Source organism: Terribacillus halophilus (assembly GCF_900101385.1).
Classification (GTDB): domain Bacteria; phylum Bacillota; class Bacilli; order Bacillales; family Amphibacillaceae; genus Terribacillus; species Terribacillus halophilus.
Window position 1 is genome coordinate 299,007 of record NZ_FMZB01000003.1, and the last position, 17,847, is coordinate 316,853.

The window sequence follows — 17,847 nt, forward strand, 5'->3', positions numbered from 1 at the left end:
TAATCCTCCTTTGGTTATCTGACAGCAAGCTCTTTTGCAGCATGTATTTGCGCTCTTGCAGCAGGGGCTAGAAATGGCGTCAACAGAAAACTAAGCGCATAAAGAATTGCAAATCCCCACACAACACCGATAATGCCCACATAATTGTTCAGTACCCCGACAAGCACTGGCCCAAGGAATTGACTGGCTCCCGCTCCTAAATTAAGTACGGAAATCGCTGCTCCGCGATTGGCAGGAGCAAGTGTCGGCAGGATGGCAGACAGCGGGACAAAGGCTGCAATCGCTGCACCAAAAAGAATAGCGTTCCCTATAAGCAGCGGGATGTTTGCTCCGAAGGCTACCGGAATATAGTAGTAAAGTAACGAACAGACAGCAGCTCCCACACAGCCGAACCAGCGGACTACCTTGACCCAGCCGATCCGATCGCCGAGCATGCCGAATAAGACTCCGGTCGCCATATTGCTGACTGACTGAATAGCCCAAAGCTGCAGCCATTGACTCGTTGAAATATCTAAGAAACTAGTGAAAAAGCCCGGCATGACAACAACAAAACCATACCATCCAGCTGTATTGATTGTCCGAAGCAGACCGCCGGCAGCAACACGCGGACTTTCCCAAAGGATCGTGATCCCCTTTAGTGCTTCAGCCCATTTATTTTCTTTAACCTGATCCTGAATCCTAAACCCTTGTCGATCTTTATCATCCACCAATACAACTCCCAGAATTCCACCAAGGATGATCCAGATAAGTGAGCTCCACAGCGTTGCCATCTCCCCAATGAATGGAAGCAGGATACTTGGATAATAGGAGCCGAGAAACCCTATACCACCAGCGAACATAAAGAAAAACCAGCCCATTGCCGTTGCCAGCTTTTGCTTCTCGGTGCGATAAGCAATCCATACGATGAAAGCAAAGGCAAACAGCGGATAGCCAAAACCACGCAGACCGTACATGACCACCATCATCGAAAAGCTTTCTAAGTAAAGACCCAGATACAGAAACCCGATTTCGAAAACCACCCACGTAACCAGCCCAATCAGCATTGTCTTGCGCGGACCGATGACTTCCCCAAGTACACCGGCAAGCCAGGAAGCGAATGTAAGTACAATTCCATAAGCACTGAACATGATTGCCGACTGATTGGTCGTAAAGCCAATGTCAACTACGTACTTAGACAGAAAAGCCTGTTCGATGCCATCACCTGTCATGAAAATAAGGATTGCAAGCAACCCGCCGATTACTTGAATCGGTATACCAAACAATGTTTTCTTTGCCCCCATCGCCCTTCCCACCTCACTTCACAGTGCTGGCGGCAAGGTTACGGCGGATCACATCAACAAGCTGATTTGTCTGCGTTTTGATTCTGTCAGCTGTTTCCTCATCTGCAATCGGCTGCTCTGGGTTGTCTTTGTTGATATGGTGATCACATAAATATACTCCTTGCAGCGGCTCCCCTTTTAAATTGGCGATAAGCGGCTTAAACGCATAATCTATCGCAAGAAGATGTGCCGGGCTGCCGCCTGTCATGAGTGGAAGTACCGGTATGGTTTTAAACGCATCCTGTGGAAGTAAATCGAGTAAAGCCTTCAATATGCCGCTGTACGATGCTTTATACACAGGTGAAGCGATGATCAATCCTTTCGCGTTCTGAACAGACCGGCCTGCCTCCACGATTTGCGGACTATCAAACCTTGCATAAAGCAGATCTTCCGGAGCAAAATCGGTCACCCGGATCTCCTTGACTGTATAGCCTTGCTCTTTGGCAAGATTCCCCGCGTAAGTTGCTGCCAGCTGCGATCGTGAGTGTTTGGACGGACTTCCTGATAGAATGATAATGTCTGTCATTTTGTCATTTCTCCTTTTTTTGTAGTAGAGTGACTAAACGAAAAAAAGCTCTCTTTTCCGAAGAAAAGAGAGCTTGATAGTATCGTCCGCACTCTTATCTCCCAAGATTTTAATCTTGCTGGATTTAGCACCTTTCTGACATTGTCAGAGGTTGCTGAAGCTTCATCGGGCCAGTCCCTCGGCTTCTCTTGATAAGAACTGTATGAAATTGTTTTTAATGATACGCGCACAACCCTAAAAAGTCAATGGTAATTGTGCGAATTTTTTAATTTATTGCTTTTTTCATTTGTGCGGTGCTGATAGGATAGACTGTCCTCTAGACCATCCTATTTTTCGTGTTGCCCATCGTAACTTTTAAAGTTTACTATACCTGCTGACATTCAAAAGTATTCCGACGGAACTCAACGTAAGTGTAAGCGACGATCCCCCATAGCTCAAAAACGGCAGCGTAATACCAGTGACCGGAATCAAGCCAATTACTACACTGATATTGATCATGCATTGAATTGCAATCATTCCAGTGATACCCAATGCCAGCAAGCTGCTGAAACCATCAGGGGCCCGAAGTGCAACTTGGATGCCTCGCCACAAAAACAGCAGGAAAAGCAGCATGACACCAACACCGCCTATGAAGCCGAGCTCCTCTGCTAAAATAGCAAAAATGAAATCCGTCTGCGGCTCCGGCAGGTAGAAAAACTTCTGCAGGCTATTCCCTAGTCCAAGCCCCATTAGCCCTCCTGGACCAATTGCATATAGAGATTGGATGATTTGAAAGCCTTCGCCCAAGGGGTCTTCCCACGGATCCAAAAAAGCGGTAATGCGCTGGATACGGTATGGAGCTGACAAAATCAGTGCTGCAAAAGCTGCTAAACCTATAGCACCCAAACCGACAAAGTGCGAGATCCTGGCTCCGCTGACCAGAATCATCACCATACATGTCAGCACAAGCACGACACCAGTTCCAAGATCCGGCTGTAGCATGATCATTCCGAATGCCGTAAATACGAGCAAAAGTGATGGCAGGAAGCCTTCTTTCAAGGAGGTTATATATTTCTGTTTAGCCGACAGATAGACTGCCAAATAGATGATCAAACCCAGCTTGGTGAATTCTGAAGGCTGGATACTGAACGCTCCTACCCCGATCCAGCTCCGCGCACCGCCGCGAACCATTCCGATACCGGGGATCAGGACGGCGATAAGTAAAATGAAACAAATCAGGAGAAGTACCTTTGCATATCTCCGCCAAATTTCATAATGCACCCTTGAAATGACCAGCATCGCTCCAAGTCCCACACCGGCAAACAGCAGCTGCCGTTTGGCAAAAAAGAAACTATCATCGAATTTATATTCCGCCCATATTGCAGAAGCACTGTATACCATGATGATACCGATTGTCAGCAAGCCCCCGATGGAAGAGAGCAATAGCCAGTCCGTCTTCGGAAGATTTGATTTGCGCAAAGAAAAACCCCATTTCCTTGGATTGGAATTGGGGGTCCGCATGCAGCGAAGCGGCTGAGCAGGACAAGCCCCTACTCTAATGTATGCACCGCTTCTACAAACATGTCTCCTCTTTCTTCGAATGTCCGATACTGGTCCCAGCTTGCACATGCCGGAGACAGCAGAATGACATCGCCGCTTTCGGAAATGCGATAGGCGATGGAAGCTGCCTCTTTGACATCCTTGGCATGCTCGATAAGCTCGATACCAGCCATATAGGCAGTTTCGCGCAGTTTTTCAGCTGTTTCTCCGAACACTATCAACGCCTTTACATGTTCCATAGATGGAACGAGTGTTTCAAAGGTATTGCCGCGATCCAAGCCACCTGCAAGCAGGATGGTCGGCTGATCGAATGAAGATAATGCTTTGGATGTTGCCAGGATATTGGTGGCCTTGGAATCATTATAAAAGGCTCGGCCATTGATATGTTTGATATACTGCAGACGATGTTCCACGCCTGAGAATGTCTTCAATACATGCTGGATGCCTTCATTGGTCGCCCCTGCCAGCTTGGCAGCTGCAACAGCAGCGAGTATGTTTTCCAGCTGATGGCCGCCGACAAGCAGTATGTCCTTTATGGCCGCTACCGGCTCATCTTTGAAATACACATGTGTTTCATCATACCATGCCCCGTTGTCCAGCTTTCGTGCACCGGAAAAAGGAACAAGCGTCGCTTGTGCCTCGTTGACTATCTCACGCAGCCGTTCATCTTCTGCATTATAGACAAGATAATCGCTCTTATCCTGATTACGGAAAATATTCGCTTTTGCCTGCTCATAGTTTTCAAGGGAATGGTGATAATCCAAGTGTGCTTCGAAGATATTCAGCATCACACTGATGTGCGGCCTAAACTGATCTATGCCTTGGAGCTGAAATGATGAAAGTTCCAGAACGAGCCGGTCTTCTTCCGTTGTCTTGTTGGCAACCTCAGAGGCGGCCGTTCCAATGTTACCTGCGACATACGTACTCACCTGACTTTCCTTGAGCATCTCATAAGCAAGTGTCGTCGTCGTCGTTTTTCCATTTGAACCGGTAATGCCGATCAATGTGCCTTTATGGAGCAACCCGGCCAGTTCCACCTCTGTCAGCACGGGGATATCCCTCTCCATGGCTGTTTGCACGATCACATTTTCATAGCGGATGCCTGGATTTTTGATTAAGACATCCATACCATCCAGAAGCTCCACTTCTTGTGGTCCAAGCTTCACTTCGGCACCTTTTTGCTCCAATATTTGGATCAGCTCTTCCTGGTTGGATGCACTCAAATCACTTACACGTACATTACGCCCGTGGGCGAGCAATGTACTGGCAGCAGCAAATCCGCTTTTGGCTAATCCGAGTACAAGCACATGCTGATATGGGAATTTGGTTTCGAAATCAGGCATCATAATCCCACCTTCATGTAAACGCCGATGACAGCGAATAATAGTCCCACAGCCCAGAATGTCGTGACGACACGCCATTCAGACCAGCCGGACAACTCATAATGGTGGTGAAGCGGACTCATCTTGAACACCCGTTTCCCAGTCGTCTTGAATGATATGACCTGAATCATGACGGAAAGTGTCTCAATAACGAAAACACCGCCGATGACAATCAGCAATACTTCCATCTTGGTAAGGATGGCTACCGCTGCAATTGCGCCGCCAAGTCCCAATGATCCCGTATCACCCATGAATACCTTCGCTGGATGCGCGTTGAATACAAGGAATCCAAGCAAAGCACCGACTACTGCCAAAGAAAATACAGTAATTTGTGTCTGTTGGACATCATAGTACGCCACGACAGCAAAAGCTCCAAAGGCAATCGCCGCGGTACCTGCCAGTAGACCATCCAGGCCATCAGTCAAATTAACGGCATTGGATGCGCCGACCAACATGATAAGGATCAAGAAGAAATAACCCCAGCCTAGATCCCACTGAATCGATGTTCCCGGAATTTGTATGTACGTACCGAAATCATTGTATCGAAGCAGTGCATAAAAAATAATCGCAATGATGATCTGACCGATCATCTTTTGCTTGGATGTCAATCCAAGGTTCCGTTTCATTGCTACTTTGATGAAATCATCCAGGAATCCGAGTAAGCCATATCCGACCAAGACGAATAATAGCAGCCACGTTTCCAGGCTCATTTGAATATTTCCGATTGCATGCATAATCCATGTAGACACGACAATGCTGATCATGATCATCACGCCGCCCATCGTCGGTGTACCCGACTTCTTCATATGGGATTTAGGTCCTTCCTCACGAATACTCTGACCGAATTTCAACCTGCGAAGAAATGGTATGATTATTGGAGAAATAAGGACGGTGACGATGAATGCTACCGCAATTGTCACAAGTAATAGTGCCACGTTCATTGATGTTTTCCTCCTTTAAAAAAGCACCCGTCCAGTAAATGTTGGCGCCAGTGGCGCCACTATTCTGATTACCAGCTATTAATTCTCTTCCATAACAGCGATTGTGTCAAGTATGGATTCCATCTTCAGCCCTCTTGATGCTTTCAGCAGCACAATCGTATCTTCCTGTAGTAACGGCACCAATGCCTCTGTCAAGGAATCCTTGTCGTGGAAGTGAATTGCCGTAATTGGTTCATCTTTCAATGCATCGGTGATTTCAACTGCATCCTCACCAACTGTAAATACATAGGAAGTATCCGTCGAGATTGCGTTGGCAATTTCCCGATGATAGCGTTTTGATTCTGACCCTATTTCATAAATATCCCCAAGTACGAGGATACGTCTTGCAAACGGCAGCTCCTGCACTGTCCGGATAGCTGCATTCATTGAAGTCGGGGAAGCGTTGTAAGCATCATTGATGATCTTGCTGCCATTCAACCCAGCAAGCATTTCCATTCGCATTCCCGTCATTGACGGAGCATGCAATGCATGTTGAATATGATCCCGACTTACCCCAAGCTGTTTGCCTAGAACAATTGCATAGCCCGCATTCCGTACATTATGCGCCCCGAGCAAGGAAAATGTATACTTTTCTCCGTTCACTGAAAAAACAGTCGCTGCATCAAGTGTCTGTTCGACGTGCAAGCGCTCCTTATTTTGTGCCTCGAAGCCGCAAGTGATAGTCGTCTCTTTACCATGATGATCGGACAAAAGGGCTTCATCCCCATCAATGATCAAAATGCCATCCGCAGCCAAACCAGCCGTGATCTCACTTTTCGCCTTGGCAATGCCTTCCCTTGAACCAAGGAATTCAATATGGGATTCACCGATATTCGTTATAATTGCATAATCCGGCTGTGCAATATGGGATAATAATTCGATCTCACCGAAATTGCTCATTCCCATTTCCAAAACGAGCACTTCACAAGAAGGCTGCATCGATAATACAGTAAGCGGCAAACCGATATGATTGTTCAAATTGCCTTTGGTCGCAAGCACTTCGTATTTTTCTTTCAAAACACTTGTCACCAAATCTTTTGTAGTCGTTTTACCGTTCGAACCGGTAATGCCGACAACAATCGGGGCGACTGCCACCCGGTGCGCTTTTGCAAGTTGTTGCAGTGCTTCCAGCGTATCATCGACAAGAAATAGGACAATCGCAGCAGCAGCTTCGGGTACAGGGACTGATTTGTCCCATAGGGAAGCGACTGCTCCTTGCGTGATTGCCTGTTCTATGAAAGCATGTGCATCGAATCTTTCTCCCCTGATCGGGACGAATAGACTGTCAGGCGCTTCTTTCCTGCTGTCGGTATTTACTTGTGCAATCTCAAAATCCCGCTGCTTCGTTGCATCAGGGAATAAATCATATAGGAAATCACTTGTAAATAGCATTGTCATTCTCCTAATCCCGCTCTTTTGATAGCTTCCGCTGCGACAAGACGGTCATCGAAATCAAGCACCTGCGTTCCGATGATCTGATAGGTTTCATGTCCTTTTCCTGCTATCAGCACGATATCCTCCGCTTGCGCGAGGTCGATGGCATGCTGGATTGCCTCTGCACGATCCGGAACGACGACATATTTGTCAGAATCCAATCCTCTAATCATATCTTCAAGGATGGCCCCGGGATCCTCTGTCCGCGGATTATCAGCTGTGAAAATGGCAGTATCCGAATACTGGACTGCTTTTCCTGCCATAAGCGGGCGCTTCGTCTTGTCACGGTCGCCGCCGCAGCCTACCACTGTTATTATCTTGCCCTTCACGAAGGATTTTATCGTTGTCAGCACATTCTCCAGGGAATCCGGTGTATGCGCGTAGTCGACAATCACACCAAAGGACTGCCCAGCCATGACTGGTTCGAATCGTCCTGCCACTCCAGTCGTCTCTTGCAGAGCCTGGCAAATTGTCGCAAAAGGTATATCGCTGCAAATAGCTGCACCAACAGCAGCAAGCATGTTATAGACATTGAATTTACCCATCAGCTTACTTGTGATTTTCGCTTCGCCCTTTGGTGTCTGCAGCAGGAAGCTGGTGCCATTGGAAGCAAGTTGTATATCTGTTGCGATGATATCTGCTGGTTTGTCTATTCCATACGTACAAACTGGCTGAGCAGTTGATTTAATCAAAGCCTGCGCGTAATGATCATCTGCATTGATGACTGCGTATTTCGGATGCTCTGGATCGAAAGTATTTCCTAGCTGGGAAAATAGAAGACTTTTCGCATGGAAATAATCTTCAAAGCTAGCGTGATAATCCAGATGATCCTGCGATAGATTCGTAAATACCGCAACATCGATATCCGTGCCATGCACCCGTCCTCTGTCCAACGCATGGGAGGATACCTCGATGACAGCCGTATCTACTCCTTCATCGACCATTTTCCGGAATCCTTTTTGCAGGAAAAGTGCATCCGGTGTCGTATTTTTCACCGGATACGTTTCCTCCTTGATTTTCATCTGGATCGTTCCAATTACCCCTGTCGCTTCTTTATTGGCACGGAATATACTTTCAAGCAAATAGGTCATGCTCGTCTTGCCATTCGTACCGGTAATTCCAATGACACGCATCTCTTTGGATGGATGGTTGTAAAAAACATTTGCTAATGGAGCCAGAGCTCGCAGTGTGTCCTTCACAAGGATGACAGGAATCGAAACATCGAGCGGGCGTTCGGCAAGTATCGCCGCTGCCCCTTGATCCTGTGCCTGTTTGGCAAACGCATGTCCGTCGACAACGGCACCGTCTATACAAATGAATAGATTGCCAGATTCGACTTCCCTGGAATCAATCGTCACACCAGTAATATCGATTTGTTCATGGTCCGCCTGCTGTTTATAAAAAGGCAGTGCGGATAATAAAACTGCAAGTTTCAAAATTGCCACGTCCTTCATTTATCCTTACAAGATGCAAAGTTTAGTTTGTTTAATTGATTGAAGCCTAAAAACCTTTTCCCATTATACCAGAATTTATGTCCGCAGGAATGGTTCATCCGATTTATTCAGGCGGGTTTTCCGACAAATACAGACGAACAGTGGATCCTGCCTCTATCTTTGTTCCAGCTTTTGGTTCCTGATCGATGATATATTCACCTTCACCGCTCAATTCTATATTCAGCGTTGTGTAGTACTCTGTCAGCTCTCGCTTTTTCATACCAACGAAATCCGGGGTTTCTTCCGGCGGTTCTTCCGGCCAGCTATAAGATTTCTCCGGCCCATCTTTCTGTGGTGCCACTCCCATGGAACGAAGGCTGTCCTCCAGGATGGTACCTACGATCGGCGCAGCCACTTTACCACCGAACTGGATTGTATTTTTCGGATTATCGATCGCAAGATAAACGACAATCTCCGGATCATTGGCCGGAGCGAATCCGATAAAGGAAAGAATATAGTTATTTTCCATGTAGGTGCCGTTCGCTCCTACTTTTTGCGCTGTTCCCGTTTTCCCGCCAATCCGGAAACCTTCACGGTAAGCTCCGCGACCTGTTCCTTTTGCCACTACGTTTTCAAGTGCGTAACGCACCTGCTCCGAGGTGTCCTCGGATACAACCCGTCTTTTCATGACCGAATCGGTGGCTGTCTCCGTTTTACCCGTTATCGGATCTTTCCAAGACTTGGCGATATATGGTTGATACAGATATCCGCCATTGATGGCTGCTGATACACCCATGACCTGCTGAATCGGTGTCACGGAAACACCTTGTCCAAAAGCAGTGGTGGCTGTCTCGACCTGGCCGATTTTCGCGGGATCAAACAGAATTCCTTTTCCCTCCCCTTGTAAGTCGATGCCGGTTTTCTCACCGAAACCAAAATCTTTTATATAAGAAAACAGACGGTCGGTTCCGAGTTTCTGTCCCAATGAAACAAATCCCGGGTTACAAGAGTTTTGCACGACTTCCAAATAGGTCTGATCCCCATGTCCGCCGCGTTTCCAACAATGCAATGTAGCGCCGTCGACTTTAATGGAGCCACTGTCATGAAAATGGTCATTCTCCAGATCGACTACCTTCTCTTCCAAGGCCGATGCAAGTGTAATGATTTTGAATGTACTTCCCGGCTCATACGAACTCCAAATCGGCAGGTTCCTGTTATACGTATCAGGATCGGCTTCTTTGTAATTCTCCGGATCAAAAGATGGTCTCGATGACATCGCCAGGATTTCTCCTGTATCAGGATCCACTGCCAGTGCAATGGCACCATCAGGATTATATTTCGCTTCTGCATTATCCAGTTCCCTTTCCACGATGGTCTGAATATCAGAATCTATCGTCAGCTGCAGGTCCATCCCATCAGTCGGTGCTTGATAAACATCCGCCATATCTTCCAGACGATGTCCTTTAGCGTCGGAGAAAAACGACAAGCTGCCAGCTTCTCCGCTCAACTCCTCATCGTAATATGCCTCCAGCCCCATCAATCCTTGGTTGTCGATTCCACTGAAGCCAAGTACATGAGATAAGTAATCACCGTTTGGATAGTGCCGTTTGGAATCTTTGGCGATATATACTCCTTCCATGTGGAGGGCCTGAATTGCTTCTGCCTGCTCCTCAGATATTTTCCGTCCCTCTGGATGGATCCTTTCAATTGATGCCTTTTTCGTCACATGCTGCAATGCTTTGTCCTTTTCCATTCCAAGAATCTCCGCAAGCTTCTCTGCTGTTAAGTCGGGATCCTTGATTTGACGTGGTACGACCATGACCGTCGGTGCGGAAACATTCTCTGCCAGCACTTCCCCAGTCCGGTCCAGTATCTTTCCTCTTTCTGGCTCAAATGTAATGTTTCGGCTCCAGGAATCTTCAGCCTTGTCCACCAAGTCCTTGCCAAGGACGAACTGGACATATGCTAATCGGATTCCGATGACGAGGAACACGATGAAAGCCAAAATAAAAACAGTGACCAGCCGCTTGCGCATCGTAACATTGGATACTCTTTTCAAACAAATCTCTCCCTCGTATACAAAGGTAGGCTTGTATCCATGTTATGTCCGTTCGCAAGCGGATAGACCACTGTTCGTTTCCTTATGTCGAGAATTCGACAGCAAGATAATCGTTCTTATTCAGCTTCGTTCCTTTTTTGATGCTTTGGGTCTTGGCATAGCCGGTGTCGATCGTCTCCACATCCAACTCCAAGAGCTCACCCAATTCAAGTACTTCGCGCATCGACCAGCCTTTGATATCCGGCATTGTCGGTTCATCTGTGACAATGACGGCACGTTCACCTTCAATGACCGCATCGCCGCTTTGGACATTCGTCGAGGCAACTTTATCCCCCTCGCCGACAACAACTACTTCCATGCCGGTTTCCTCCAGCGCTTTCTTCGCCGCACGAGTGGACATACCATCTATATCCGGAACATGCTTTTCTGTTACTTCTTCCTGATTATCTGTTTGATCCGGGCTGATATCCATATAATGCAGCGCGTTTTCCATCACATTCTTGAAAATGAAGGCAACTGGCTCACTGCCAGTCTCTGTCACTTTCAATTCCGGCTGTTGGACAGAAACATACATGATCAATTCTGGATCATCCGCAGGTGCCATACCAAGGAAAGAGTATAGATAGTTATTTTTTCTATCCTCCATGTAGCCGCCGCCATTAGGATTTGGAATTTGTGCGGTACCAGTTTTACCAGCCACACTATAATCATCCAATTTATACGGTTTCCCGGTGCCATGTTCAGACGTCACGACCGATTCCAGTATCTTCAATGTTTCATCAGCTGTTCCCTTTGAGATAGGTTTTCCCTGTACTTCCGTTTTCTTCTGCTCGACTACTTTTTTCGTATCGGGATCGACAATCTTATCAATGATATGAGGCGTTACCATATTTCCATCATTTGCGATGGCGCTGGCAGCTGTAATCATCTGAATTGGTGTTGCGGTTGTGCCCTGACCATAAGAGGTACTGATTTTTTCAGATTGATAGTTATATAAAATAGTACCTGGAATCTCACCAGGAAGGTCAATTCCAGTTTTCTGGTCAAAGTGGAATTTCTTTAAGTATTCCAGAAACTTATCCTCACCAATCTTGTTTGCCACAAGATTGGCTACCATTACATTGGAGGAACGCTGCATACCTTCTAAGTACGTTATCGATCCCCAGCCATTCTCATTCCAGTCACTAATTTTTGTCTTGCTATCTGGTTTGAAAGAACCAGACTGATATTTTTCATCGGGATTCCATTTCCCCTCTTCAATCGCAGACGCGACTGTAAACATCTTCATTGTAGAACCAGGCTCAACCGGATTGGAAATGGCATCATTATACCAGTTCTCCACGTTTTCCGGATTGTTTGGATCATAGCTTGGACGGTTGCTCATCGCTACAATCTCACCGGTTTTTGGATTCATGACGACTGCACTGATTTTCTTAGGATTCCACTTTTTATTCACTTGGGTGAGTGTATCCTCCAGTAAGGTCTGGATTTTCTGATCGATGGTCAGGTAGACATTATCGCCATCATGGGCTGCCTGCACTTCTTCACTGGGGTTCAGCAGCTTGTATCCATAACCATCTCGTTCATAGGATATACTTCCGTTTTTACCGGACAGCTGATCATTCAGCTGCTGCTCAATACCTGTCAGACCAGTAATGACGCCATCTTTTCGCTGAGCAAGACCGATGATCTGAGAGGCAAAAGTTCCATTTGGATAAAACCTTTCCGCTTCTTCCGTGAATTGGATACCAGGCAATTCGAGATCTTCAATTTGTTTCTTTTGATCTTGTGAAAGGCCGCTCCCTGCAGAGCCGAACTCTACTTGCCATAGGCCATCATCGATACCTTTTTGCAGACGTTCCTTTAAATCAGCGGAATCAGCATCGATGATAGCTGCTATTTCTTCCGCCGTCTTGTCCACATCTGTCACGTGGATTGGATGCTTTTTATCCGCGGAATACTTTTCGCTGACAATCGCATAAATAGAATAAGTTGGCTGATCATACGCCAACTCCATTCCATTGCGATCCAGTATCTTCCCTCTCGTTGCTTCCAATGTATACGAGTCGGTCCGCTTACTTTCCGCAAATTCCTTTAAATTTACCCCGGCAACTTCACCAGAGGCTTGTATGAACAAGAAACGTCCAGCTAAGACAAGAAAGATAACAGCAAAGAAGGATAACAGAACCATCGCCATTCTTTGTGACGTCTTGTTACTTTTCATATTAACAGTACCTTTCTCATTCAGAGACTTTATTGGCCTCTTTTACTTTTGCACTTTGCACTTTCAGGCCTGCATCACGTGCGATATCGATGATACGTTCAGGCTTGCTCAGTTCTTTTACTTCATAAGTCAGATCTTCGTTGGCAACTTTCTGATGGCTGATTTCTGAATCCAGCGCTTCTACGTCGCGGTTGATATTATACGTCGAAGCGGCGAAGGTTACGAAATAAGCTGCTGCAGCCAAGATGACCAAGCTGAAAAATGTGTAAAGAATCTTCTCTCCTGGCGTAATCCATGTTTTCTTGTGAACCTTGACTTTTACCTGCCGTTTCGGCTGCTGCTGCGGTCTTTGTGCCGGACTGCTCTGCTGCCAGCTTCTCGCTCTTTCTGCGCTCAAGCTTATTCCTCCCCTGTGTTAGAATTCGAATTTGGAACTCCACGGTTTTATCTTCTCTGCTACGCGGAGTTTAGCGGAACGGGATCTTCTGTTATCTTCCAGTTCCTCATCACTTGCAACTATCGGCTTTCTCGTAACTAGAGCAAATGGTGCCTTGCTGTCTTCCGGCAAAATCGGGATATTGCGCGGTACCGGCAGTGGCGTGCTCCATGATTTGAATGCCTGCTTACACATTCTGTCCTCCAGCGAGTGGAAGGTGATCACTGAAACCCTTCCGCCGACTGCAACTATCTCTGCTGTTTGCTGCAGCGCGTCCCGGAATGCTTGCAGTTCATCATTCACCGCAATCCGGATTGCCTGGAAAATTCGTTTGGCCGGATGGCCGCCTTTTCTTCTTGCTGGTGCTGGGATCGCTTCCTTGATCACTTCAACCAGCTCGAATGTCGTTTCAATCGGTTTCGTTTCTCGTCTATTCTCTATTTTTCTTGCAACTTGCTTGGAAAAATTCTCTTCGCCATATCGGAAGAATATCCGCACAAGCTGTTCGTAAGACCACGTATTGACCACCTCGTAGGCAGACAGCGCCTGATGCTGATTCATGCGCATATCAAGCGGCGCATCGTGCTGATAGCTGAATCCTCTTTCTGCCTGATCGAGTTGCGGAGAGGATACGCCAAGGTCGAATACAACCCCATCGACTTCCGTGACGCCTCTTGCCTCCAATTCGCTTTTCAGGTGACGGAAATTCGCCTGAATATATTCGATTCGATCGCCATACTCCGCTAATCTTGCCGATGTGGCTTCGATGGCTTGCTTGTCCTGGTCAAACGCATACAGCTTTCCTTTTTCGGATAACTGCTTCAAAATCACTTCGGAGTGACCTCCTCCGCCTAGGGTGCAATCCACATATGTACCTTCCGGCTTCACAGCGAGCCCATCAATCGTCTCCCTGTTCAGCACACTATAATGTTCAAACAAGCTTTTACATCCTTTCGGCTGCCATCAAATATCGAAATCAAGCATATTTTCAGCGATTTCAGCAAAAGATTCCTCAGATTCATCAAAATAGGAGTTCCATTCGCTCTCCGCCCAGAATTCAATCCGGCCGGACACACCAATAATGGCAACGTCTTTTTCCAGCTTCGCGTATTTCCGGAGCGGTGCAGGGATATTAATTCTCCCTTGCTTATCAAGCTCACATTCGACTGCTCCTGAAAAGAAGAAGCGAGTGAATGCACGGGCATCCTTCTTGGTCAATGGCAGCTTTTTTAGTTTTTCTTCCAGGAGTCTCCATTCCTCCATAGGGTATCCAAACAGACATTGGTCCAATCCTCGGGTCAGTACGAAACTGTCACCCAAGTCTTCTCGGAACTTGGCAGGAACGATAATACGTCCTTTTGTATCGACCGTATGCTGGAATTCCCCCATAAACATAGACTCCGCCCCCACTTTCCATTTTCATAGTACCACATCCCCCCACATTTCACCACCTCCATATGCACACTTTTTATTAGCATTTTCTCCCTTCCCTAGCGCTTTTTCGGACGTTTCTGCACAAAAAAACGCGCCTGGTCGTCGACCAGACACGCATTCTGTTCCATTATAACTTTACGATATAGTGAGAGGTTGTGAAATCATAGGTTTTCTGCGATAATTCGCGCCAAATCTCCACGCCATGGCTATTCCAGTATGAAAATACATTCCATGTCCGCTCCTGCAGCCCATTTTCCGGATGGAGCATGCATTGGATATGATCAAAATGGGATAATGCCACCCTATGCTGTTCTTTGATCCTGGCCTCCATTCGCTTCACGAGGAAATCGATATCTTCTTCCAAATGACGAAGATTCTTTTCCGCTAAACTGCCGAGATCATCGGCAATGGCCGCAGCACTATGTCGCAGCGGTGCGTGCAATTCAGCCATCGCTAGTTTCACTTGTTCCGATAATACAGCAATCGGCGGCTGCTGCTGTGCAGCAAGATAATGAATCTTCTCCGCTTCGACACCTGAAGTAATAGCTTTTTCCACACTAAGACGATAACGATCAAGCAGCTTCTCCACTTTGCTGTCAAGCATCGTGAAAGAAAGACGCGGCATCACGGGAGGCATGTTGAAACCAACAGCCTCAAAGCCCGGCTTCAAGTTCGCCCAATATTGAATCTCGCCAGGACCAGCGATGAAAGCAAGTACCGGAAGCAAATAATCCTGCATCAACGGGCGTGTAACGACATTGTTACTAAGTCTTTCGGGATTTGATTCCGCCATGAGTAACAGCTCTTCCTCTGTAAATACAGCTTCGTCCCCTTTGCCGCGCCAATTTCCTTGGTCGTCGCGGACGAGGAGTGTCCTTTCTCCTTCGATGTAACAGAACAGGTTGGCATCTTCTGTTTCTGCACCTAGTACGTCTGTGTAGCCCAACTGCTGAAGTCTCTGCGATGCACCATAGACACCATGACTTATCTCGGGCTGTTTGCTGATCAGCTCACGGAAAAAGGGGCGCTCTATTTGGCGCAGTTTTGGATCACCTGAATCCAGCAGGACCAAGCCAGTTTCTTTGTAGAGGTAATGAATGAGCTTGGCGAAGAAATCGACGAATGTTCCAGACTGATCGAGAATGTCGCTGATTATCCGGTGCATATCTTTCGTAAACGCTGTTTCCGGCAAAGAAGCAACCACTTCACGCAAGAAATCATGCATCAGTTCATTGTCGAGTTTTACATCCGAAGCAGCTATCTTTTCGGTCAGATGCTGTTTCCACTTCAGTTTCTTCATATTATTACGATTCGGGAGGAATATGTGATTGATTTCTTCCACATCATGATCCTCTCCCGCTATCCAGAAAACTGGTATGACCGGTGTGCCGAGTTTTTCACTTTGCTCCGATGCAAGCGCGATGATGGAAGTTATCTTATGCAATGTCAGTAATGGACCAGTGAAAAGCCCCGCCTGCTGGCCGCCGACGACAGCGACAGTTCGGGAGTCTGCTAATTTATCGATATTTTGAAATGTTGCTTGATCTGCTCCCCACTCTTCATTTCGTTTATGGAGAAGTTCAACCAGTGCCTCCCTCGGATAAGCGCGAGCTTGGAGCTCTTTCAGTCTGGACACATAACTATCCTGACGAAATGGAGAGAAATCGAAACTTTCCATGATGGATGGAAGCTCTGTTCGATAATCGGCCACCAATTTGTTTGGACTCCCCAGTCCCAGTGGTTGTATTACCATAATAAGTACTCCTTTTTATTCACATCTGAATATATGTATTATTGTCTGATGAATGTGATGATTACACCCGTCATTAACAGCAGGATGTAAAGCGGACCGAACAAAAGGAAGCAGATACGCAAAAAAATCCGCCACACATGCTTGAAAACGATCTCGCCTCGGTGTTTATGATGCATCAGCACGATTGTGATAAACAACACCGCAAGGAATCCAATCATATAACCGATTACTGTATGCTGTAAAATGATTTGCAACATAATCATAACAGAAAAGATATAGAATACGGCAGTAGTTTGCACGCTATGGAGAAAAGCATTCCGCCTCTTGCGGATAATACGCCGGGCAATCATATAGTATAACCAAGTTGCAAGCGGCGGGACGGTGATTGCTGCCGCCAAAAGATAAGCAATTAAGTGGGTCATGGATTAGTCCTCTCCTGCTGTTTCGTAAGTCCAAGTATACTATAGTAAACAAAGTCCGTATAAGGAATAGCTTGTTGTGCATGCTTGCGGATATAACCGGAAATGGTTTCGATTTCCGTCTTCCTGCCAGCTTGGATATCCTTATACATCGAAGATCGATTAGCTTTTGTAGCTTGTATGATCCGTCGTATGTTTTCCCATTGCTGTTTCTCCTCGAAACCAAGCGTAATGGCAGCTTCCCTGCATAACATCACTGCCACTTTTTCAAATGATGGATGTGCAAGCAATTCACCATTTTTGACTCGATAGATGCTAGTCAATGGATTGATCACCGCATTCGCAATCAGCTTTGTCCCCAGCATCTTATACCAATCCGGCTCATACAGAAAAGGAAAATCCGTTTCATGCAGCTGTTCTGCAAGTTCATCCGCATAACTGCCAGTCAGATTGGCCAATCGGATTGCGGCTTCTCCTGTATGTTCTATTGAACGGGCATCCATTCTCATGGCTCCATGCTCGACAGAACCTACAATCATCGGATACGTGACATCTTCCTCCCGGAGCAGATCGGTATGATTCATTCCATTTTGAAGAAAGACGACTGCAGTTTCCGCATGCTGCTTCAGTTCCTGCCAAACAGCTTTCAAATCGTATTGCTTCACGCAGACAATCCACACATCCGTTTCTTTCAGATCCTGAAAACAGTCAAAAGGCAATGTGTAAACCTGTGTCACGCTACCTGCGATAAAAATTCCTTCTGCTGCAATCTTACGGGACTGCTCTTGAGTTCTTGTCAGAAGCCGCACTTCATGAAACCTGCCGAGCTTGGCGGCCACCAGCAACCCAATCGCCCCTCCGCCGATCACATTGATTTTCATCCCGGTTCCCCCATTCGTCATATACCTA

General features: G+C 46.7%; 15 protein-coding genes and 1 riboswitch. All 15 genes read right to left on the bottom strand.

Features of this window, described 5'->3' with window-relative positions; genetic code table 11:
- Positions 1–14: 14 nt before the first annotated feature.
- Positions 15–1,280, bottom strand: coding sequence for an MFS transporter (locus BLQ53_RS07580; protein ID WP_212733359.1), 1,266 nt, complete (start codon positions 1,278–1,280; stop codon positions 15–17).
- A 13-nt stretch (positions 1,281–1,293) separates the two neighbouring features.
- Positions 1,294–1,845 carry an NADPH-dependent FMN reductase gene (ssuE, locus tag BLQ53_RS07585; RefSeq protein WP_093726690.1) on the bottom strand — a complete coding sequence of 184 codons (552 nt, stop codon included), beginning with the start codon at positions 1,843–1,845 and terminating at the stop codon, positions 1,294–1,296.
- Positions 1,846–1,936: 91 nt separating this feature from the next.
- Positions 1,937–2,043, bottom strand: a riboswitch (SAM riboswitch).
- Positions 2,044–2,199: 156 nt separating this feature from the next.
- On the bottom strand, positions 2,200–3,303 hold the full coding sequence (spoVE, locus tag BLQ53_RS07590; RefSeq protein WP_280137061.1) for a stage V sporulation protein E: 1,104 nt from the start codon (positions 3,301–3,303) through the stop codon (positions 2,200–2,202).
- A gap of 71 nt (positions 3,304–3,374) precedes the next feature.
- The gene (murD, locus tag BLQ53_RS07595; protein ID WP_093726692.1) at positions 3,375–4,727 is read right to left on the bottom strand and encodes a UDP-N-acetylmuramoyl-L-alanine--D-glutamate ligase; all 1,353 of its coding nucleotides are present in this window, start codon (positions 4,725–4,727) and stop codon (positions 3,375–3,377) included.
- Positions 4,727–5,707, bottom strand: a complete 981-nt coding sequence (mraY, locus tag BLQ53_RS07600) for a phospho-N-acetylmuramoyl-pentapeptide-transferase (RefSeq protein WP_093726693.1) — start codon at positions 5,705–5,707, stop codon at positions 4,727–4,729. Before mraY ends, murD begins: the two co-directional genes overlap by 1 nt.
- A 78-nt stretch (positions 5,708–5,785) precedes the next feature.
- Complete coding sequence (locus BLQ53_RS07605) at positions 5,786–7,138, bottom strand: UDP-N-acetylmuramoyl-tripeptide--D-alanyl-D-alanine ligase (RefSeq protein WP_093726694.1); 1,353 nt, start codon at positions 7,136–7,138, stop codon at positions 5,786–5,788.
- A 2-nt stretch (positions 7,139–7,140) separates the two neighbouring features.
- The gene (locus BLQ53_RS07610; protein WP_425288288.1) at positions 7,141–8,616 is read right to left on the bottom strand and encodes a UDP-N-acetylmuramoyl-L-alanyl-D-glutamate--2,6-diaminopimelate ligase; all 1,476 of its coding nucleotides are present in this window, start codon (positions 8,614–8,616) and stop codon (positions 7,141–7,143) included.
- Between the two features lie 121 nt (positions 8,617–8,737).
- On the bottom strand, positions 8,738–10,672 hold the full coding sequence (locus BLQ53_RS07615; protein ID WP_093726696.1) for a stage V sporulation protein D: 1,935 nt from the start codon (positions 10,670–10,672) through the stop codon (positions 8,738–8,740).
- An 82-nt stretch (positions 10,673–10,754) separates the two neighbouring features.
- Entirely contained in the window at positions 10,755–12,896 is a 2,142-nt protein-coding gene (locus tag BLQ53_RS07620) for a penicillin-binding transpeptidase domain-containing protein (protein WP_093726697.1), read from the bottom strand.
- 16 nt (positions 12,897–12,912) lie between these two features.
- Positions 12,913–13,293 (bottom strand): cell division protein FtsL, encoded by a 381-nt coding sequence (ftsL, locus tag BLQ53_RS07625; RefSeq protein ID WP_093726698.1) that lies wholly within the window; start codon positions 13,291–13,293, stop codon positions 12,913–12,915.
- An 18-nt stretch (positions 13,294–13,311) separates the two neighbouring features.
- A complete protein-coding gene (gene rsmH, locus BLQ53_RS07630) occupies positions 13,312–14,271 on the bottom strand; it encodes a 16S rRNA (cytosine(1402)-N(4))-methyltransferase RsmH (protein WP_093726699.1) in 960 nt (319 codons plus the stop codon).
- A gap of 24 nt (positions 14,272–14,295) precedes the next feature.
- Entirely contained in the window at positions 14,296–14,727 is a 432-nt protein-coding gene (mraZ, locus tag BLQ53_RS07635; protein ID WP_093726700.1) for a division/cell wall cluster transcriptional repressor MraZ, read from the bottom strand.
- Between the two features lie 166 nt (positions 14,728–14,893).
- Positions 14,894–16,519, bottom strand: coding sequence for a bacillithiol biosynthesis cysteine-adding enzyme BshC (gene bshC, locus BLQ53_RS07640; protein WP_093726701.1), 1,626 nt, complete (start codon positions 16,517–16,519; stop codon positions 14,894–14,896).
- 38 nt (positions 16,520–16,557) lie between these two features.
- Positions 16,558–16,941 carry a DUF3397 family protein gene (locus tag BLQ53_RS07645; protein ID WP_093726702.1) on the bottom strand — a complete coding sequence of 128 codons (384 nt, stop codon included), beginning with the start codon at positions 16,939–16,941 and terminating at the stop codon, positions 16,558–16,560.
- Positions 16,938–17,819, bottom strand: a complete 882-nt coding sequence (locus BLQ53_RS07650; protein WP_170829608.1) for a 2-dehydropantoate 2-reductase — start codon at positions 17,817–17,819, stop codon at positions 16,938–16,940. The genes BLQ53_RS07645 and BLQ53_RS07650 overlap by 4 nt, the downstream gene beginning before the upstream one ends.
- Positions 17,820–17,847 lie beyond the last annotated feature (28 nt).

Coding starts and splice junctions, on each gene's coding strand:
- BLQ53_RS07580 (WP_212733359.1), bottom strand. CDS start 1,280: ATGGGGGCAAAGAAAACATTGTTTGGTATACCGATTCAAGTAATCGGC.
- ssuE (WP_093726690.1), bottom strand. CDS start 1,845: ATGACAGACATTATCATTCTATCAGGAAGTCCGTCCAAACACTCACGA.
- murD (WP_093726692.1), bottom strand. CDS start 4,727: ATGCCTGATTTCGAAACCAAATTCCCATATCAGCATGTGCTTGTACTC.
- mraY (WP_093726693.1), bottom strand. CDS start 5,707: ATGAACGTGGCACTATTACTTGTGACAATTGCGGTAGCATTCATCGTC.
- BLQ53_RS07605 (WP_093726694.1), bottom strand. CDS start 7,138: ATGCTATTTACAAGTGATTTCCTATATGATTTATTCCCTGATGCAACG.
- BLQ53_RS07620 (WP_093726697.1), bottom strand. CDS start 12,896: ATGAAAAGTAACAAGACGTCACAAAGAATGGCGATGGTTCTGTTATCC.
- mraZ (WP_093726700.1), bottom strand. CDS start 14,727: ATGTTTATGGGGGAATTCCAGCATACGGTCGATACAAAAGGACGTATT.
- bshC (WP_093726701.1), bottom strand. CDS start 16,519: ATGGTAATACAACCACTGGGACTGGGGAGTCCAAACAAATTGGTGGCC.
- BLQ53_RS07645 (WP_093726702.1), bottom strand. CDS start 16,941: ATGACCCACTTAATTGCTTATCTTTTGGCGGCAGCAATCACCGTCCCG.
- BLQ53_RS07650 (WP_170829608.1), bottom strand. CDS start 17,819: ATGAAAATCAATGTGATCGGCGGAGGGGCGATTGGGTTGCTGGTGGCC.